We start from the raw sequence: 18,624 nt of genomic DNA on the forward strand, positions 1-18,624 counted from the left end.
TAATGCGTGTTGCAGTTTTTTTCATCTTCCCGAGGGCCAAACAGCCTATGTGGTACAACGGTTTACTTGACCTGTCAGCCTGGCAACTGGTGGCAGTCACTCTGTTGATGACCCACGTGACCATTATCGGTGTCACGGTTTATCTCCATCGCTACTCAGCTCACCGCTCCCTGGAGCTCAATGGTGGCCTGAAACACTTCTTCCGCTTCTGGCTGTGGCTCACCACCGCACAGAACACCCGCGAGTGGACAGCCATCCACCGCAAGCACCACGCCAAATGCGAAACCGCCGATGACCCGCATAGCCCGGTCATGAAAGGGTTATCGACCGTTCTGCGCAAAGGTGCAGAACTTTATCGCGAAGAAGCACAAAACCCCGAAACCCTGCGCATCTATGGCAAGAACTGTCCCGAAGACTGGATTGAGCGCAATCTGTACTCGCGCTACAAATTGTTGGGCGTTGCGATCATGCTCGCTATCGACCTGCTGCTGTTCGGCGCCATCGGCCTGACCATCTGGGCGATCCAGATGATGTGGATTCCAGTCTGGGCCGCCGGTGTGGTGAACGGTCTGGGCCACGCGGTGGGTTATCGCAACTTCGAATGCCGCGATGCGGCGACCAACCTGGTGCCGTGGGGCATCATCATTGGTGGCGAAGAGCTGCATAACAACCACCACACCTACCCGAACTCGGCCAAGATGTCGGTGAAAAAGTGGGAGTTCGACCTCGGCTGGGCGTGGATCAAAGTGTTCAGCTTTTTACGCCTGGCCAAAGTGCAGCGTGTTGCGCCCATCGCCCACCGGGTCGAGGGCAAAGGCAGCCTGGACATGGACACCGCCATGGCCATTCTGAACAACCGTTTCCAGATCATGGCGCAGTACCGCAAGCTGGTCATCGCACCGCTGGTTCAGCAAGAGCTGGCCAAGGTCGATCATTCGGTACGTCATCAGTTCCGCCGCGCCAAGCGCTTGCTGTCGCGCGAAACCAGCTTGCTGGAAGACCGTCATCACCAACGTATCGAGACGCTGCTGGAGCACAGCCAGTCGCTGAAAGTGATTTACGAGAAGCGTCTGGCCTTGCAACAGATCTGGGTCAAGACCAGCTCCAACGGGCACGACATGCTGGCGGCGATCAAAGAGTGGGTTCACGAAGCCGAAGCCAGCGGGATTCAATCGTTGCGGGATTTCGCCAAGCAATTGAAAACCTACTCGCTGCGCCCCGCAGCGGTCTGATCGGGAACGCGTCACTGCTGCTTGCGGTAGCAGTGACGCGCACTCAAGCCTTTTTGACCAAACGCTCCAGCTCCGGCACGCCGACTTTCAACAGGCGTGCCGTTTTGCTTTTTGCCACCGCGTCCACCCCTTCTTCAGGCTGCAAACTGGCCACCTGCCCCGCCAGATTCATCAACAACGCCTCCCGCGAATACACCCCGCCACCCAAGTGATAGATCGCTGCGATCAGCTCACGCAGCTCCAGCGGCAAGCGCCAGCGCGTGCGCAATGCTGAACCATAGGCCGCACCGAACTCCGCCAGCGACTCGTCAATGGCTTGCGTGTCCAGCGCACCGCCAGCCTGTAGCCACTCTTGCAGACAGCGCAACAGCGCCAGATCACCCAGACGGTGCAATAATCCGGCGCAATAACAGCGCTCCTGATCCAGGCTCAACATGCGCGCCAGCGTGCGCCCGTATTCAGCCGTGTGCAGCGACGCGTTCCAGTAATGTTCCGCGTAATCGGCCAGGCAAGGATCGCTGAGGCGAGCGCTGCGCTTGAGGGTCAACCCGAGCACCAGGTTCATGCTTTGTGCGGGCCCGAGGCGCTGCAACGCCTGCGCCAGCGTCTGCACCGGACTGGCCCGATGCTGGGCCGCGCTGTTGGCGGCCGCAATCAACACCGCCGTGATTTGCGGATCGGTGCGTACTTCTTGCTCAAGCAGTTTGAGGTCCAGGCCACCCGGATTGAGGCTGCGTTTGACCGCCAGTTGCACGTCGGCCAGCAAAGGCGCGCCATCCGATGAAGCACGCCGGTGTTCCAGAAATCGTTTGAGTGTCATGCCGGGGGTCAGCGGCGGAACATCACACGCCACCTCTTGCCCCGCACTCAGCAGCAGGCCTTGCAGGCGCTGTGTCAGGCCGGGCATGTCCAGCGGCTTGGTCAGGTAAGCCGTGGGCGCCAGTGGCAGGGCTTCACGCACGCTGGCACTGTCGTTGCGATTACTGAGCAAGATAAACGGCAACACGGGGCTGCGCCGACGCTGGCGCACATGCCGCAACAGGTCGAGGCCACTGACGCCAGAGAGGTCCCAGTCGGCAATCACCAGATCGTAGCGGGTGTCACCCAACAGCGCGATCGCCTCCTGACCTTCGCCACAGACATCCAGTCGCGCATCGCAACGCACACTCAGTACCACTTGTTTGAGCAGATCCCGAGACCACGGGTCGGTCTCGGCAATCAGCACGCTCGGCGCAGTGGATACATCAACAGCAGTCATGATTACGCTCCGGCAAATGTCCATGCACCTTAGTCAATGCCACGCGTCGGATACAGGCAAAAAGCCTTATTTGCGCTGTACAGACGCAAAAAAACCGCCGAAGCGGTTTTTTTGTGTCACAGGTCACATCTCAGACGCCGGGGCTCACGCCAGTTCAGCGAAGCACTCTTCGATGATGGCCAGGCCTTTGTCCAGTTGCTCGTCAGGCGATGTCAGCGGCACCAGCACCCGCAAGACGTTGCCGTAAGGACCGCACGACAGCAGGATCAGACCTTTCTCACGCGCTTTGGCGACTACTTGCGCCACAGCCGCTGCATTTGGTTTGTGGGAGTCGCCGCCTTCGAACAGCTCGACCGCGATCATGGCGCCCAACGCACGCACATCACCGATGACCGGGTACTTGGCCTGAATCGCCTTCAGACCGGTGACCAGACGCTCGCCCACTGCTTTGCAGCGGTCCAGCAAGTGCTCTTCTTCAAACACTTCCAGCACGGCCAACGCGGCCGCACAGGCAATCGGGCTACCAGCATACGTGCCACCCAGACCACCCGGTGCGATAGCGTCCATCAGTTCAGCCTTGCCGCACACACCGGCCAACGGGAAGCCGCCTGCGATGGATTTGGCGAACGTGGTCAAGTCGGCGGTGACGCCCATCTGCTCCATGGCGAAGAACGTACCGGTACGGCCTGCGCCGGTCTGTACTTCGTCCGCGATCAACAGGATGCCGTGCTTGTCGCACAACTCACGCAGGCGCGCCATGAACGCTTTCGGCGCCACGTAAAAACCACCTTCGCCCTGTACCGGCTCGATGATGATGGCGGCGATGTCTTTTGGCTCGGCGTCGTTTTTGAAGATGCGCTCGATGCTGGCAATGGAGTCATCAACGCTGATGCCATGCAGTTCGCACGGGTACAGCGCGCGGAAGATACCGCCCGGCATCAGGCCCATGCCTGCCGAGTAAGGCACGACTTTACCGGTCAGGCCCAACGTCATCATGGTGCGACCGTGGTACGCGCCAGTGAAGGCAATTACACCCGCACGGCCCGTGGCGGCACGGGCGATTTTCACGGCGTTTTCCACGGCTTCAGAACCGGTGGTGACCAGCAGGGTTTTCTTGTCGAAGTTGCCCGGCACCTTGGCGTTGATTTTCTCGCACAGCTCAACGTAGGGCTCATAGGCCAACACCTGGAAGCAGGTGTGGGTCAGTTTGGTCAATTGCGCTTGAACGGCGGCAACGATTTTCGGGTGCAGGTGACCGGTGTTGAGTACGGCAATACCGCCTGCGAAGTCGATGAATTCACGGCCTTCAACGTCAGTGACGGTAGCGTTCTTCGCAGATTCGGCGAAGATCGGGTGAATCTGGCCAACACCGCGCGGGACAGCGGCTTCACGGCGTTTCATCAGGGATGCGTTGGTCTTGTTGCTCATGGGTGTCCTCATTCGCCGCTCATCAAACGGCGTGGTTCAAGGCTGACGCGCCGGGCAGACAACCAGGCCAGCATGCGATGATCGACTGGCATGGCGCTCCCGGCCACAGGAATTAACACGTTGAAACGCAGAAGAAGCATCGCTCTCGTGCCCCCTCTGCTGAACCACCCGCCGGGTTAGATGCCCAGGCAGAGATATTTTATTTCCAGGTAGTCTTCGATGCCGTATTTGGAGCCTTCACGGCCCAGACCCGACGCCTTGATACCCCCAAACGGGGCGACTTCATTGGAGATCAGACCCGTGTTCACACCGACCATGCCGTATTCCAAGGCTTCTGCTACACGGAATACACGGCTCAGGTCGCGTGCATAGAAGTAGGACGCCAGACCGAACTCGGTGTCGTTGGCCATCGCGATCACTTCGGCTTCGTCTTTGAAGCGGAACAACGGCGCCAGCGGACCGAAGGTCTCTTCCTTCGCCACAGCGGCATTTTTCGGCACGTTAACCAGAATAGTCGGCTCGAAGAAGCTGCCTTCCAGGCTGTTACCACCGGTCAGCAGGGTGGCGCCTTTGCTCACGGCGTCTGCAATGTGCTCTTTGACTTTGGCCACGGCCTTGTCATCGATCAGCGGACCGGTGGTGGTGCCCTCTTCCAGACCGTTGCCGATCTTCAGCTTGCCCACAGCCGCTTTGAGTTTTTCAGCAAACGCGTCGTACACCGAATCCTGAATGTACAGACGGTTGGCACAGACGCAGGTCTGACCGTTGTTGCGGTATTTGGAAATAATCGCGCCTTCGACGGCCTTATCCAGGTCCGCGTCATCGAACACGATAAAGGGCGCGTTGCCACCCAGCTCCAGCGACACTTTTTTGATGTCCTTGGCGCATTCAGCCATCAACTGGCGACCAATTTCAGTCGAGCCGGTGAAGGACAATTTGCGCACGATCGGGTTGCTGGTCAGCTCGCCGCCGATGTCGCCAGCGCTGCCGGTGACCACGCTCAACACGCCCTTGGGAATGCCTGCACGGTGCGCCAGCTCAACCAGTGCCAACGCGGAAAAAGGCGTTTGCGAAGCCGGTTTGATGACCATGGTGCAACCGGCCGCCAACGCGGGGCCTGCTTTACGGGTGATCATGGCCGCCGGGAAGTTCCACGGCGTGATGGCCGCTGTCACGCCAATGGGTTGCTTGATCACGATCAGGCGCTTGTCGGGCTGGTGGCCCGGGATGACGTCGCCATAAATGCGCTTGGCTTCTTCAGCGAACCACTCGATGAAGGACGCGGCGTATACGATCTCGCCCTTGGCTTCGGCCAGCGGTTTGCCTTGCTCCATCGTCATCAGGCGACCCAGGTCATCCTGGTGCTCGATCAGCAGCTCGAACCAGCGGCGCAGTTTGGTGGCACGCTCTTTGGCGGTCAGGGCACGCCAGGCGGGCAACGCTTTGTCGGCAGCTTCAATGGCGCGGCGGGTTTCCGCAGCACCCATTTTTGGCACAGTGCCGAGAATTTCGCCGGTGGCCGGGTTGTTAACATTGATCGTCTGGCCGCCGTCGGCGTCTACCCAAGCCCCGTCGATGTAGGCTTGCTGGCGGAACAACTGTGCGTCTTTGAGCTGCATGTGGGCTTTCCTTAACAGCACCGCGCGGGCGCGGAGCAAATTATTGAGTGTAGAAAGGCGCCAAAGGTGGCTGCCGTCAGGAAGTCATTCACTGCCAAAGTGTTCAAAAAACGCACAACACACACGGCGTGCGGTTTAGCACTCAGACAAGAGCGTTTGAAATCTCAAACGAATCCTAGGAGCAAAGGGGGTAAAGGACAATAGGCTGTTCGAAAAAAAGAACAAGCGGCGTTCCTCTCCCTTTTCTCACACGGCCGTCATTAATAGCCCATATCGGCTTGAGAAACACCCGCTCAATCAGCGGCATGGACGGGTGACACGCAGATGAGTATCATGGCGCCCGCGCTGCACCAGTAGCTCAGCTGGATAGAGTACTGCCCTCCGAAGGCAGGGGTCGTGGGTTCGAATCCCGCCTGGTGCACCATCTTCTTTCCCTTGCTCAAGGGAACCGCTTTACCCCTCCGTTGTTATTGACTCCCCGCACGCTATCGCTTGAAGCACTGCCGCGCCTGAATTTGCACCCGGACGTGCAGGTAGAAGGGCGGGTGTACTCCATTCTGGCGCCCTCCCTTTCAGGGACTTGCCCGCAGGGACGTTGCGCTGGGGCGAGCAATCATGAATGATACGGCTTCTCATTCACGCCCTTGCCCGCTTGAGTCTCTGTGATGCCCTCGCCTTCCCCTTCCCGCTTGCTGGCCAGTTTTCAGGAGCATTACGACGATCTATTGTCGTTCCTGACACGCCGCCTGCGAGATCGCCACCGGGCGGCGGACGTGGCACAGGAAACGTGGATTAAATTGGCGAAGATCGATCCTCACTCGATCACGGTGTTGAATGATCGGCACTTTATTTTCAAAGTCGCGGGCAATCTGGCCATTGATGCGTTGCGGATCGATCAGCGCCAGACCCGCAATTTGAGCGCCGAACCGCCCTCGGTTGAACTGGTCGATCCGGGCCTGCCGCCTGAAGGGCTGCTGCTGGCCAAGGAACGCATCGGGATTCTCGACCAGGCGTTACAGCAGTTATCGCCCAACGCCCGGCAAGCACTGCTTATGAGCCGCATCGACGGGATGACACAAGCCCAGATCGCCGCCGAGCTGGGCGTGTCGCCAAGTATGGTGGCAAAATACATCGGCCAGGCGTTGCGCCACTGCCGTGACTGGCTCAAACACAACCATGCCTGAGCCCGCCGCAATGCCTCCTTGCCCCTCCACTGACGACCTCGACGATCAGGCCATTGACTGGCTAACCCGGTTGCACTCGGGTGACGCCACGGCCCGAGAGCGACTGGCGTATGCACAGTGGCAACACCTGAGCCCGGCACACAAAGCAGCGGCCCAAGAGGCCGAAGCGCTGTGGGCAGACATCGGCTTGACCCCTACGGCCCACACGCACGTCGACACACCTCGCCCACGCCGCAAGGCTGCTCGCTGGGCCAGCGGACTGGCGGCCGGGCTGGTGCTGGCGATATTCGGTTACAGCGCGGCCGAGGGCGTGCCGGGCTGGTTCGACACCCATCACACCGGCGTTGGCCAGCGCCAGCAATGGGTGTTGAGCGATGGCTCGCGGGTCACGCTCAACAGCGCCAGCGCGATCACGGTTGATTTCAATGAACACCGGCGCACGCTCTCACTGCGCAAGGGCGAAGCCCTGATTGAAGTGGCTGAAGATCCGTCGCGGCCTTTTATCGTCGAGGCCGGCGCCGATCGGGTGCAAGCCAAGAGCGCCACGTTCAGCGTGCGCCGCGACCCGGATCAAACACGGGTGCTGGTGGCCACCGGCGCGGCACAGGTCGAGCATCAGGCCCAAACCCTGGAGCTGCGATCCAATCAGTTAGCGGTTTACCGGGCCGGACAGACGCTGGCCGAGCGCGATCAGGTGGACGCCCATGCGCTCACGGCCTGGCATCGCGGCAAACTGATCTTCAACCGCAAACCGTTGCAAGAAGTGCTGGCCGAGCTGGAGCGCTATCAATACGGGCACATCATCGTTCCCGATGCCGGGCTCGGCGCACTGCAAATCAGCGGTGTGTTCGACCTCAACGACCCGCACAACCTGCTGCATACCCTGGAGCAGCGTTACGGCCTGAACATCACCTATTTGCCGTTTGTGGCGTGGGTGCGCTGAAAATAATTCTTCGCGGGCACTGCAAGATCCACTCGGGCATATCGTCGTAGTAAGACTGAGAGCGAAATACGTTCTCATTTGCGACATAAAAACCCGAAGAAGGATTGCAAAAGCGATGGTCGAGCACGTCAAAAAGCCGCGTGACGCACAACGAAAAGAACAGCGATTGCGTCAGGTGTTGATCGCCACCACTGTGCTCGCCAGCCTGGGCGGCACCGTGCAGGCCACGGCTCAGGCAGCGACGACGCAGGCCGCAGCCGTCAGCACACGTCAGGTCACTGTCAGCGTCCCGGCCCAAGACCTCGACCAGGCCTTGACCCAATTCGCCGATCAGGCCGACTTGCACCTGCTGTTCACGTCTGCGGAAGTCGCCGGTCTGCACAGCCCGGCGCTGCAAGGCCAGATGAGTGTCGAGCAGGCGTTGCAGACCTTGCTGGCGGGCAGCGGCCTGAACTGGCAGTTCAGCGACGCACGCACGGTGATTCTGCGCAAGCCCCAAGCGCCTGCCCAAAGCCTGCAACTCAAGGCACTGGAAGTCAGCGTGGGCGCTCGCACCAGCACCGCGATCAGCGAAATTCCGGGCACCGTGTGGGTGGTCGATCACGTGCAGTTGCAAGAGCAACTCGACACTGGCGTCACCCTGAAGGAGGCCATCGGCAAGCTGGTGCCGGGGCTGGATCTGGCCCCCGAAGGGCGCAGTAACTACGGTCAAAACATGCGCGGGCGTAACGTGCTGGTGATGATCGACGGTGTCAGCCAGAACAGCTCGCGCGGGTTGTCGCGACAGTTCGACAGCATCTCGCCGTTCAACGTGGAGCGGGTCGAAGTGTTGTCCGGCGCCAGCGCGCTGTACGGCGGCGGTGCCACGGGCGGGATCATCAATATCGTGACCAAAAAAGGCACACCCGGCCCGGCTCAATTCGAGACCGAACTGTCGGCCACCAGCGGCTTCAACAACAGCGACGACCTGTCCAGCCGCATCTCGCAATCGGTGAGCGGCGGCACGGAGCGCATCTATGGTCGGCTGGGGATTTCAGGCGAGCAGAACGAGGCCTTTTACGATGGCAAAGGCGATCAGGTGTTTATCGACAACACCCAGACCGACCTGCAGTACAACCGCACCCTCGACCTGATGGGCAGCCTCGCGATCAAGCTCGACGATGAGCAAGACCTCGACCTGTTGGCGCAGTATTACGACTCGGGCAACCACGGCAACGTGGGAATTTACTTCCCCAACCTGCATGACAAGGCGCCGTCCAACCTGGACGATGCCCAGATCCGCAGCGGCTACGACACCGACCTTGAGCCGCGCTCCAAACGCCTGCTGTTCAACGCCAACTACCATCACAGCGACGTACTAGGGCAAGACTTCTACCTACAGGGTTCGTACCGAAAGGAAGACAACAACTTCTTCCCGTTTCCTTACTACAACACCGGCAAACCCCAAGGCTCAAAAGGCGTTTACTTCGCCGCCTCGCAGCAAAACTTTGAAGTCACCAGCCTCAAGGCGCTATTCGCCAAACAGTGGGACAGCCTGAAGCTGACGTATGGCGTGGACCTGGATCGCGAGCGCTTCAACGCCGAACAAAGCGTATTTGATTCGGCCATGTCCTCGCAAAGCGGCGGCCTTGATCTGGTCACCCAGAGCAAAGCCCCGCGCTATCCCAGTTATCGCGTGGACGGGCAGTCGGTGTATGCGCAGCTGGACTGGAAACTCACCGACGCCCTGACCGTGTCGGGCGGCGCGCGGCGCCAGCAAATGGACGTGGATGTGGGCGTGTTCAAAAACGTCCCGGGAGGCAGCAACGACTACGCGGTCAATCTGTTCAACCTGGGCACCATCTACGATTTCCAAAACGGCCATCAGACCTGGATCAACTACAGCGAAGGCTTCGATCTGCCGGATCCGGCCAAGTACTACGGCAAGCCGGGGCTGAGCGTTAAAGACAACCCGCTGGCCGGGATCAAAAGCCGCCAGGTGGAGACCGGCTGGCGTTTCGCGGACGTGGATTGGGATGCGCAGGCCGCGATTTACTACATCTGGTCGGACAAAGTCATCACCACAGACGCCGCCACGCTGACGATTGATGTCACGGACAAGAAGAGCCGCGACTTCGGCTTCGAAGGCGCGTTGACCCGTCACTTCAGCGACGGTTGGGAGGTGGGTGGCACCTTGCACATGGTGCGTTCGGAGGAAGAAGACGCCAACGGCGACTGGATTAAGCGCGATGCGCGTTACGCATCTTTGTCCAAGTCCACCGCGTTCGTGGGCTGGCACGGGGATGGACGTAACGTACGCCTGCAAGGCAACCATGCGTTCACCCTCAAGGACGATTCCGACCACAAAATCAGCGGGTACACCACGTTCGATTTAATGGGCAGCCAAGAGACCGAATTTGGCACCTTCAGCGCCGGTATCCAGAACCTGCTCGACAAGGAGTACAGCACCGTGTGGGGCCAGCGTGCCGCGCTGTTCTACTCACCCACCTACGGACCTGAATACTTGTACGACTACCAGGGCCGCGGCCGGACCTACAGCCTGACGTGGTCATTGGCGTACTGACGCTCGCGCTACCTGTCAGCGGCGACAGATTTTTCTGTTGCCGCTGACAGGTATGAGTCGCTAAGCCACGAGCCGCCGGTTCATTACTGAATCGGCGCGTTGAAGCGCTGAGTCATTTGGGTAATGAAGTCTTCAAGGCTCATTTTCTGGCCGTTGAAATCCACTTGCCCTGCTGCATAGTCAAGCGACGCGACAATGTTGTTGCCTTCCACTTTTGCCAGACCGGTGCCCACAGCGATGTTGCCGACCATGTCGCTGGTCATCGTGCCGACCTGCGCCAGGGTCTGCGGGTCGGTTTGGCCTTCCAGTTGCGCCTGAACACCGGCGAGGTCGGCAATCATAGGTTTGGACAGCTGCAACTTGGCAACCAGCGAGGTCAGCAGTTGCTTGGTGATTTCCACGGGCGGCTGGTCAAGGGCCGCAGGCTGAGCCAATGCCATCGCAAGGTTAAACTCGCTTTCGCCATGTGGCGTTTTCACGGCCAATTTCTCGACGGCCATCTGTGGCTTACCCGCCAGCAAGGTATCCAGACTGGTTTGCAGTTGAACTTGCTCAGCCGGGGTCAGCTCACTCGCGGGCAGGGCGCCGTCCGCTTTTGGCTGAAACTTGGTCTGGTAAATCTGCAACATCGATTGCATCGCCGGGATGTCCAGGCTGCTGGCGCTCAAGACCAGTTGCGCGCTCCCCACCGGGGTGTTGTTGAGCGAGACATCGCCGACTTTGTAGTCCAGGCGGCCCGACAGCAGTTTGCCGTTGGCGGAAGTGGAACCGGTGTATTCGAAGTTATTGACCTTGAGCAGCGACTGACGAATGCCAAAGGTGATTCGGCTTTCACTCAAACCCAAGAAGTTCTGGCCAAGGAAGAAGCCAAATTCGCTTTTGTCCAAGTCACTGGCCACGGTCAGCCCGTTGAGTTCAATCAGCAACGGCGGCTTGTTCAGCGACACGGCGTGCAGCTTGAAGTGATCCATGTAGCCTTTGCCTTTGAGGTTTTGGCCGTCGGCATCGGCCGTCCCTTCCATGGTCATGCCCGAGAAGCTGAGGCTGGAGTTTTCGTCCAGTGCGACCTCAAGGGGCAGAAACTCCATGCGGCCTTCGACCGAGCGGTTGTAACTCAGTGTGACCTGACCCTGAAGCGGGGATTGATCTTTGGCGGCAGCAAACCATTTTTCAGTGAAGGGCGTTTTTTCCAACGCGTACGTGGTGGTCGCCATGACCGGCATCCACTTAAAGGTCTTGAGGCGCGACCACGGCAACGGGCCATGCTCGATGTCAGCCACAAACAGCAACTCGACAGGCTCGGCATCCGGCCTGGCGGAGTCATCTTCAACCTTTACGCGGTAGTGAGCAGTGCTGCTGTAGAGGTGGCGGTCAAGCGAGACCAGCTCGACTGAACCGTGGGTGGGCGTGCCTTGCAACTGAGACGCCAGTTCCTTGTTGGCCTCCTGAATCGACGTTTGCAACACGCCTTCCAGTTTGGTTCCGGTGTACCACGCGCCTGCGGTATTCAGAGCACCTGCAATAACAACAATCCCTACTAACACGCCTAATGGTTTATTCATCAGTTGACCCGTTCAATGTCCGTTGTGTTGAAAGTAAAAGCGGTCTTTGCCAAGCCCGTCATGGGCCGAAAAGTGGCAGCAGGGTATCACTGGCAACTGGCCACACGCTTCTTTCGGACATTTTCAGTCACGTAAATTCAGGCTGAACGGGCCATGAGGCGCTCTATTTCGTCCAGGCGGTGATCGAAATTTTTGAGGATGGCGCTCCAGGTGTACACCAAGACTTCCAGGTCATGGTCGACGCAGATTTCGCCCACAGAATTCACAGAAGAATCGGAGTAATCCAGCTGATACCGCTCTCGGGCCATGGCAGCGGCCACGTCAGCTAACTCACGCGCGTTATCGAGCCATTGACGCTCTTCGCTGGGCAAAGCTTTATCGAGTTGCAGGCATTGGGATTTAAGGGCATCCAGGCTTTTTTCGAGGGGCGTGCCGGTCAGCTCGCCCATGAACGCCTCAAACGTGCGTCCTGGCTGCCAGTAGCTACCCCAGAAGTAGCGATCGAAGACTGTTTCAACGCGGCGTAACGCGATTTTGGTGTCCCAGATCAGAACCCGGGTCTGACCGGCTTCAACCTGACGTTTCTTGATTTGCCGGGTTTGCAGCAACGCCCAGGCCACCACTGCAATGGCCAATACCGCAATCAGCGCGCTGGCGCTGTCGAGGAAGAACAACGCTGTGTCGATTTGGTGCGCCAGCATGATGCCGTAGAAGTACGTCGCTGACAGCAGCACCACCGCGACGACCGCACACCAGAAACCGGGAGCATAAGGGTTTTTCATTATTAGAATCCCCATCGAGCCATTTTGCGCGATGGGGAGGGGCTAAAAGTGTCTCGACGCCCTGAGCCATCGTTTTGATACCGACCTCTCAGAGCATAGCAACGCCCTCAGGGTTTCGCGTGGGTCGCCGCTTGCGTTCGTCCGCTTTCCCAGCCGCCACCGAGGGCCAGAAACAAGTCGATCTGGCTCATGGCAACCTGGGTGTTGGCCGCGGACAATTGTGCGCGCATATCCGTGTAAACACGGGTCGCTTGCAGGTCCGCCAGGAACGATTCGCGCCCCGCCTGAAAGAATTGGTGAGTTTGATCGGCGGCAGTCCTGGCTGATGCTTCGGCCTCGGCCAAGGCATCGCGGCGCTGCAGCAACGCGGTGTATTGCACCAGGCTGGTCTGGGTTTCGCGGATTGCGTTCAGCACCACGCCGTCGAATTTGGCCAGGGCGCCTTGGGTGGCCGCTTCGGCTTCACGGATACGCGCACGCGAGCCGTTGGTAGGAATCGTCCAGCTCAACAACGGGCCAAAGCCCCAGCGATTGGTTGGCGCTGTGCCAAGGTTGTCGATGATGCCGACCGTGCCAATGCTCGCGCCGATGCTGATGTCGGGGTACAGGGCGCCTGTGGCCACACCGATCTGGGCGGTGGCTGCTGCCAGATGCCGCTCGGCCTGACGCACATCGGGACGGCGCTTGAGCAACGCAGCCCCGTCACCCACCGGCAGCAACTGCGCGATCTGCGGCAACTCGGCACACGTGGCAACGCCCGAGGGCAATTGATCCAGCGGCTTGGCCAGCAACATCGACAGCCGAAACAGCCCGGACTGGCGCAAGGCTTCGTAGCGAGGCAGTTCGGCGCGCAACGATTTGAATTGCGTTTCAGAGCGTGTGACCTGGGTTTCGTCGCCGCGCCCTGCGTCGCGCAGTTGCTGAGTCAGTCGTGTACTTTGCGCCTGCAACTGGAGTGACTGTTCGGCAATGTGGTGCTCTTCGTTGGCCGCGCACACTTGGGTGTACGCCCGCACCACGTCTGCCACCAGGGTAATGCGAGCGGTGTCAGCCGCGGCCTGGGTGGCGTCGGCATTGGCCTGCGCCGCCTCGATACCGCGCTGCAAAGTGCCCCATAAATCGAACTGATACGACGTGCTGATGCCAAGGTCGCCGACGTTGGCCACCGGCACCTTATCGGCCAGCAGGAACGCTTCGCCCGACTCCTGCAAACGCTGGGCACCCGCCTTGGCCGAACCGCTCCAGCCGCCCGCTGATTGCGCTTGCTCAACCTGAGCCCGTGCCCGTGACAGATTAGCCGCCGCAACCCGCAAATCTGTGTTGGAGGCGAGCGCCTGACGCACCAGCTCGTTGAGTTTCGGATCCTGATAGAGCTTCCACCAATCGGCAGGCACGGGAGCCGATATCACGTTGGTCCCCTCGCCCGCGAATTCGCCTTGTACATCGGGACGCTGCAACGCGGCGTCTTTGGGCAGGTGATAATCCGGCCCCACCAGTTGGCATCCGGCCAGCAACAACCCCAGCCCCACGGCCGCCAGGTGAGCGGGTTTCATGGCGCGTTCTCCTTCGCAGGTCGCGTTTGAGGTGTGTCTTCGATAATCGACACCGTGGCCGTGCGCCCGGCGATCATGCGGAAATCTTCCGGCACTTCATCGAACACAATGCGCACCGGAATCCGTTGCGCCAGCCGTACCCAGCTGAATGCCGGGTTGACGTTTGGCAGCAGGTTCTGGCCGCTGCTGCGGTCCCGGTCTTCAATACCGGCGACGATGCTTTCGACATGCCCGCGCAGACGCGCGTTGTCGCCAATCACGCGAATGTCCACGCGCTGACCCACGTGAATGCCATCGAGCTTGGTTTCCTCGAAATAGCCGTCGATGTGGAAGGAGCTGCTGTCGACAATCGACAACACCGGGCGCCCGGCCGTGACGAACTCGTTGACGCGCGGCGCCCGATCGTTGACGTAACCGTCCACCGGGCTGCGCACGACGGTGCGGTCAAGGTTGAGCTGAGCGCTGTCCACCGCCACTTGGGCCTCGGTGAGCGCGGCCTGGGCACGCATTTCGCGGGACTGACTTTCTTCCAGTTGTTCGCGGGCGACCAGATTGCCCAAGCCTTTGTTACGACGACTTTCACGCTGGGCCTGCGCCAGGGTTTCCTTGCGATCAGCCAGTGTGGCTTGGGCCTGGCGCAAGGCCAGCTTGAAGCGTTCCTGGTCGATCACAAACAAGACCTGATCGCGGGTAACCGGCTGGTTGTCACGCACCTCGACCTGTTTGATCAGGCCCGACACATCGGGCGCAATTTGCACGATGTCGGCACGGATGTGACCGTCCCGCGTCCACGGCGCAAACATGTAGTACATGGTCATGCGCCAGACCACGACGCAGGCAAACGCCACCACCAGCAAGGTGAGAACGACGCGGCCCAGGGTCAATAACGGTTTTTTCATGTCATCAAATATCGACTTAACGAATCCACAACGCCGAGAAGCAGAGCGTAGAGACCGACGTTGAACAAAGCCCGGTGCCAGACCAGGCGGTAAAAGTGCACACGCGTCAGAACCGCGTGTACCACCAAAAACAGTAAATAGGTAATGCCCATCAACACCAGAAAGGTGGGCAGGAACACCCCGCTGATATCCACATCACCGATCATAGCGGCGCTCCATCAATGCCTTGTACGTGGGGCTGGGGCAGGTCTTCGTTGTCGACGATAAATTCAACGCCGGGCAACAGTGCCAGCCGCAGACCGCTGAGCGCGTGCAACAAGTGAACACGGGCATCGCCTTCGTCCTGCAAGTCGTTGGCATTGAGCGCACGACGCGTGCGGTCCATGGTCATCTGCAATCGCGCAGGCACGGGCAGGCGCTCACCCGCCTTCAGGCAACTGCGAAAATAATCGCCCACGTCACTGACCACTTGGCGCAGCAGCAGTTGCGGGCCGCCGGTCACCCGCGGTGCATACGCGAGCAAGTCCAGCAGATTAAGCGCGACGCGCAACTCGCGGACTGCAATGCCGGTGTCTTGCCCGGTCATGGCCAGACGCGGCAAATGCTGCATCAGGCGATCGAGCATTTGCGCCCCCATGTGCCGGTGTTCGGCCAGCGTCGCGGGTTTGGTGAGCCGCACAATGTCACGCCAGCTGAAACGGGTCAGACGCTTGGCCGCCAGTTCAGCGCCGAATGGCCGTGCGATCAAGGTCCAGACAAACGCGAACAATAAGCCGATCGGGCCGGCAAGGTTGGCGTTCATGAACACCATGAAGTCAGCATCGTAGGCGCCTTGAATGCTGATGAAGGACGCGGTGTTCACAATCGTCAATAACGTGCCCAGGTAAAACCGAGGCTGCACGGTGAGCGTACCGACACAGATAAAGGGCACCGCGAACGCCAGTACCAGCATGGGGAAATCATGCAGGTTGGGCAGGATCACAAACAGATACAAACTGGCAAACAGTACCGACAACGAGGTCCAGAAAAAGAAGCGGTAGATTTGCGGGGCCGGGTCGTCCATTGCAGCAAAGAAACTGCAAGCGACGGCGGCCAGAATCACGGCACTCGCCCCGTCCGTCCAGCCCAGCAAAATCCACAACACGCAAGCCACCACGATGGCGGTCACGGTCGAAAACGCCGAATAGAGCATCAGGCCGCGGTCCAGAAACGGCGTCAGGCGACCCAGCCGCCAGTGCCGATACACCGCCCGCCAAACGTCTTGATTACCCGTCGTAATAGCGTGCTGCAAACTTTTGCAGTCTTGCCAAAGATCGATCCACTCACCCAAGCGGTACAACACGTTGGACAACAGCAACTGACGCCGGTCATCCAGGGCCGCCGCGCTCGGTTGCAAGGCCTCAAGTTCGTGGCGCAGGGCCTTCCACTGCTCAATCGGTGCGCCCTCGCGGGTGCTTTCAAGCCATTGCTGCGCGCGGTCCAGCAAGGGCGTGACTTTCTCAACCAGCTCGGGCGTGCGCCGCTCTAGGGCGTACAGCGCGTCATCCAGCGCGTCCACCACGGGCAGCAGGTGGATCATGCGCCCGCGCAATTCTTTGGTGTTACGCACGGTTTGCGGGTGCGCGCCTTCGTGAGGTAATTGGCCGATCATCAGCTCAAGGGTGTTGAACGTGGCCACCATCGACGAACGCAGTCCGCTGGCCTTGTTGGGTTCTACGTCACGGGCCAGAAAGTGTTTGCTGTAATTGGCCGCATCACCAAACCACTTGCCCGCCGCATCAATGAACACGGGGGTCAGGCGACGTGGCCAGAACATGCTGCCCACGACGGCGGCACACACGATACCAAGCATGATTTCTTCGGTACGTGAAATGGCAATGTCGAAGACGTTGAGCGGGTTATCCACAATCGGCAGCGCGATCATCGGCATCGTGTAGCCCGCCAACATGAACACGTAGCTGTTGGCGGTGCGCAAGTGCAGCGACAGGAACAACAGAATGCCGGTCCAGAGCGCAATCACCAGCACCAGCAAAAACGGGGTCTGCACAAACAAGGGCACAAAGAATACGGCCGCCGACGCGCCCAGCAAGGTGCCAAGCGCGCGATACACCGCCTTGGAGCTGGTAGGGCCTACGAAAGGACTGGAAACGATGTAAACCGTTGCCATCGCCCAATACGGACGCGGCATCTCCATGAGCAGGGCAATGTACAGCGCGATCATCGACGCCGCGAATGTGCGTACGCCGTAAAACCAGTCGCGGGCAGGCGGCATGCTGCTGAAAAAGCCGTTCAAGAGGCGGCTCCATCAGGCAGTTGACCCGCCGCTTCGAATGCGTTGATCACCCGCAACGCGGCTTCTTGATCGGCGACTGAAACGTCCGCCAGCGCCGCGCGGCGCAATTGAACCAACTGCGCCTCGATCGACTGCGCAAGGGCGCGGCCGGCGTCTGTCAGGCTCAAGGTTTTGGCGCGACGGTCACTGGCGTCTTCGCAACGACGTACATAGCCGTCTTTGCACAACTGATCGAGCAGGCGCACCAAGGACGGGCTTTCCATGCCGGCAGCGTGGGCCACGGTAACCTGACGCACGCCCTCGCCCAAGCGGCCGATAATCAGCAGCGGCATGGCGCAGGCTTCGGAGATCCCGTAGTTGACCAGCGTGGTCTGGCACACACGACGCCAATGACGGGTCGCGACCACCATGCCAGTGCTGATGCTCATTTGTAGTGAATCAAGGGTGTCAGACAAAAGAAGTGTCACATAATGTTAGTTTGCTAACTATTAATATTGCGCGGCGAGTGGATTTCAGTCAAGAGTGTTGCAAATTAATTCTTAGAGAAAGGTCGATGACGACGTCTTGAAAAGGCAAATGATCCATACGCCGGCATTCGGTTGTGAGACCGCTCAAATATAGTCGACCCTGGGTGTCGTCAATGATCACGTCTTGAACCTTCGTCGCACCCAATAGCCGTCCTAGTAGAGCCAAAAAACGCCCGGCTGCGAGCAGCAAAATGTCCCCTACGAAGCAAACCGGCTAACAGGTTGTGGGAAGGTTCTTAGACGCGTATCAGATACTCGCTTACATCGTTGCTACTGAATACGCCCATCCTTCACCTGTTCAAGACTAAGACGGCATAGCGGGCAGCTGTAATCCTCGCAGGTGTAGGCCACAAACTGCGCGAAATGCTGGGTTGCTTCCGGTCATTGGGGGTCCAGTCACGCTAGACTTGTTGTTACAAGGTTTGACAAGGATTTGGTCTGTACCTACTTTCAATTGGATCCAAATAGGCAAGCTGAATGTCAACCGCAGGTGCGCGAACGTGGCCGTAAAACGTAACCCTTTAAGCAGTATTGAAGTCCATGGCCCTGTTGCAGCTCATCAAGCTCGCGCGGTAATCGAAGAATCCTTGCGCAACGCTATCCTCGATGGACGCCTGCCGTGCGGGACGGCGATTCGCCAAGAGGCGCTGGCGGTGTTGCCGCTGACCGAAAACTGACCCAGTAGAGGCTCTTCTGCCGACTGAAAACTGACCCAGGTGTTCAACTGCTTCTGCTCACTTTTCGAGCAGGAGAACACAGGGTGATCAGCATGGAAATGTTG

At 59.4% G+C, this 18,624-nt stretch carries 14 protein-coding genes, 1 tRNA gene and 2 pseudogenes; 6 read left to right on the forward strand and 11 right to left on the reverse strand.

What is annotated here, in order from left to right; translation table 11 throughout:
* Nucleotides 1-47: 47 nt before the first annotated feature.
* Nucleotides 48-1,232, forward strand: a complete 1,185-nt coding sequence (desA, locus tag TU74_RS13770) for a delta-9 fatty acid desaturase DesA (protein ID WP_048376858.1) — start codon at nucleotides 48-50, stop codon at nucleotides 1,230-1,232.
* Nucleotides 1,233-1,275: 43 nt separating this feature from the next.
* Here desA and TU74_RS13775 read toward each other — a convergent pair whose 3' ends face one another.
* From TU74_RS13775 to gabD, 4 genes are all read right to left on the reverse strand, one after another.
* Nucleotides 1,276-2,490, reverse strand: a complete 1,215-nt coding sequence (locus TU74_RS13775) for a response regulator (protein ID WP_048376859.1) — start codon at nucleotides 2,488-2,490, stop codon at nucleotides 1,276-1,278.
* 144 nt (nucleotides 2,491-2,634) lie between these two features.
* Nucleotides 2,635-3,918: a 4-aminobutyrate--2-oxoglutarate transaminase gene (gabT, locus tag TU74_RS13780; protein ID WP_047279823.1), complete on the reverse strand. Its 1,284-nt coding sequence runs from the start codon at nucleotides 3,916-3,918 to the stop codon at nucleotides 2,635-2,637.
* An 8-nt stretch (nucleotides 3,919-3,926) separates the two neighbouring features.
* A complete protein-coding gene (locus tag TU74_RS24925) occupies nucleotides 3,927-4,058 on the reverse strand; it encodes a hypothetical protein (protein ID WP_255164129.1) in 132 nt (43 codons plus the stop codon).
* Between the two features lie 36 nt (nucleotides 4,059-4,094).
* A complete protein-coding gene (gene gabD, locus TU74_RS13785) occupies nucleotides 4,095-5,537 on the reverse strand; it encodes an NADP-dependent succinate-semialdehyde dehydrogenase (RefSeq protein ID WP_047279824.1) in 1,443 nt (480 codons plus the stop codon).
* 347 nt (nucleotides 5,538-5,884) lie between these two features.
* Here gabD and TU74_RS13790 point away from each other — a divergent pair.
* The 4 genes and pseudogenes from TU74_RS13790 to TU74_RS13805 all read left to right on the forward strand — a co-directional run bounded on the left by TU74_RS13790 (nucleotide 5,885) and on the right by TU74_RS13805 (nucleotide 10,227).
* Nucleotides 5,885-5,961: transfer RNA gene (locus tag TU74_RS13790), tRNA-Arg, on the forward strand.
* 241 nt (nucleotides 5,962-6,202) lie between these two features.
* A pseudogene (locus TU74_RS13795) lies at nucleotides 6,203-6,706 on the forward strand (RNA polymerase sigma factor); the annotation flags it as partial.
* A 25-nt stretch (nucleotides 6,707-6,731) separates the two neighbouring features.
* Complete coding sequence (locus tag TU74_RS13800) at nucleotides 6,732-7,664, forward strand: FecR family protein (RefSeq protein WP_047291181.1); 933 nt, start codon at nucleotides 6,732-6,734, stop codon at nucleotides 7,662-7,664.
* A gap of 115 nt (nucleotides 7,665-7,779) precedes the next feature.
* Nucleotides 7,780-10,227 carry a TonB-dependent receptor gene (locus TU74_RS13805; protein WP_241485565.1) on the forward strand — a complete coding sequence of 816 codons (2,448 nt, stop codon included), beginning with the start codon at nucleotides 7,780-7,782 and terminating at the stop codon, nucleotides 10,225-10,227.
* Nucleotides 10,228-10,310: 83 nt separating this feature from the next.
* On the opposite strand, the gene TU74_RS13810 is transcribed toward TU74_RS13805, so the two are convergent.
* The 7 genes from TU74_RS13810 to TU74_RS13840 all read right to left on the reverse strand — a co-directional run bounded on the left by TU74_RS13810 (nucleotide 10,311) and on the right by TU74_RS13840 (nucleotide 17,744).
* Nucleotides 10,311-11,789, reverse strand: coding sequence for a YdgA family protein (locus TU74_RS13810; RefSeq protein ID WP_048376860.1), 1,479 nt, complete (start codon nucleotides 11,787-11,789; stop codon nucleotides 10,311-10,313).
* 137 nt (nucleotides 11,790-11,926) lie between these two features.
* Complete coding sequence (locus tag TU74_RS13815; RefSeq protein ID WP_047272786.1) at nucleotides 11,927-12,571, reverse strand: NADH:ubiquinone oxidoreductase subunit N; 645 nt, start codon at nucleotides 12,569-12,571, stop codon at nucleotides 11,927-11,929.
* A 107-nt stretch (nucleotides 12,572-12,678) separates the two neighbouring features.
* Entirely contained in the window at nucleotides 12,679-14,124 is a 1,446-nt protein-coding gene (locus TU74_RS13820; protein ID WP_047291142.1) for an efflux transporter outer membrane subunit, read from the reverse strand.
* Nucleotides 14,121-15,023: an efflux RND transporter periplasmic adaptor subunit gene (locus TU74_RS13825; protein WP_047272784.1), complete on the reverse strand. Its 903-nt coding sequence runs from the start codon at nucleotides 15,021-15,023 to the stop codon at nucleotides 14,121-14,123. The genes TU74_RS13820 and TU74_RS13825 overlap by 4 nt, the downstream gene beginning before the upstream one ends.
* Entirely contained in the window at nucleotides 15,020-15,229 is a 210-nt protein-coding gene (locus TU74_RS13830; RefSeq protein WP_047272783.1) for a DUF1656 domain-containing protein, read from the reverse strand. The genes TU74_RS13825 and TU74_RS13830 overlap by 4 nt, the downstream gene beginning before the upstream one ends.
* Entirely contained in the window at nucleotides 15,226-17,316 is a 2,091-nt protein-coding gene (locus tag TU74_RS13835; RefSeq protein WP_048376861.1) for an FUSC family protein, read from the reverse strand. The genes TU74_RS13830 and TU74_RS13835 overlap by 4 nt, the downstream gene beginning before the upstream one ends.
* Complete coding sequence (locus TU74_RS13840) at nucleotides 17,313-17,744, reverse strand: MarR family winged helix-turn-helix transcriptional regulator (protein ID WP_048376862.1); 432 nt, start codon at nucleotides 17,742-17,744, stop codon at nucleotides 17,313-17,315. Before TU74_RS13840 ends, TU74_RS13835 begins: the two co-directional genes overlap by 4 nt.
* A 599-nt stretch (nucleotides 17,745-18,343) precedes the next feature.
* Between TU74_RS13840 and TU74_RS23525 the strand changes: the two are divergent.
* A pseudogene (locus TU74_RS23525) lies at nucleotides 18,344-18,502 on the forward strand (GntR family transcriptional regulator); the annotation flags it as partial.
* Nucleotides 18,503-18,624: the final 122 nt, after the last annotated feature.

It is taken from the genome of Pseudomonas lundensis (genome assembly GCF_001042985.1).
Lineage (GTDB): Bacteria > Pseudomonadota > Gammaproteobacteria > Pseudomonadales > Pseudomonadaceae > Aquipseudomonas > Aquipseudomonas lundensis.

Bases quoted from the DNA above. Each gene is read 5' to 3' on its own strand.
- desA (WP_048376858.1), top strand. From the start codon at position 48: ATGTGGTACAACGGTTTACTTGACCTGTCAGCCTGGCAACTGGTGGCA.
- TU74_RS13775 (WP_048376859.1), bottom strand. From the start codon at position 2,490: ATGACTGCTGTTGATGTATCCACTGCGCCGAGCGTGCTGATTGCCGAG.
- gabT (WP_047279823.1), bottom strand. From the start codon at position 3,918: ATGAGCAACAAGACCAACGCATCCCTGATGAAACGCCGTGAAGCCGCT.
- TU74_RS24925 (WP_255164129.1), bottom strand. From the start codon at position 4,058: ATGCTTCTTCTGCGTTTCAACGTGTTAATTCCTGTGGCCGGGAGCGCC.
- gabD (WP_047279824.1), bottom strand. From the start codon at position 5,537: ATGCAGCTCAAAGACGCACAGTTGTTCCGCCAGCAAGCCTACATCGAC.
- TU74_RS13800 (WP_047291181.1), top strand. From the start codon at position 6,732: ATGCCTCCTTGCCCCTCCACTGACGACCTCGACGATCAGGCCATTGAC.
- TU74_RS13805 (WP_241485565.1), top strand. From the start codon at position 7,780: ATGGTCGAGCACGTCAAAAAGCCGCGTGACGCACAACGAAAAGAACAG.
- TU74_RS13810 (WP_048376860.1), bottom strand. From the start codon at position 11,789: ATGAATAAACCATTAGGCGTGTTAGTAGGGATTGTTGTTATTGCAGGT.
- TU74_RS13815 (WP_047272786.1), bottom strand. From the start codon at position 12,571: ATGAAAAACCCTTATGCTCCCGGTTTCTGGTGTGCGGTCGTCGCGGTG.
- TU74_RS13820 (WP_047291142.1), bottom strand. From the start codon at position 14,124: ATGAAACCCGCTCACCTGGCGGCCGTGGGGCTGGGGTTGTTGCTGGCC.
- TU74_RS13825 (WP_047272784.1), bottom strand. From the start codon at position 15,023: ATGAAAAAACCGTTATTGACCCTGGGCCGCGTCGTTCTCACCTTGCTG.
- TU74_RS13830 (WP_047272783.1), bottom strand. From the start codon at position 15,229: ATGATCGGTGATGTGGATATCAGCGGGGTGTTCCTGCCCACCTTTCTG.
- TU74_RS13840 (WP_048376862.1), bottom strand. From the start codon at position 17,744: ATGAGCATCAGCACTGGCATGGTGGTCGCGACCCGTCATTGGCGTCGT.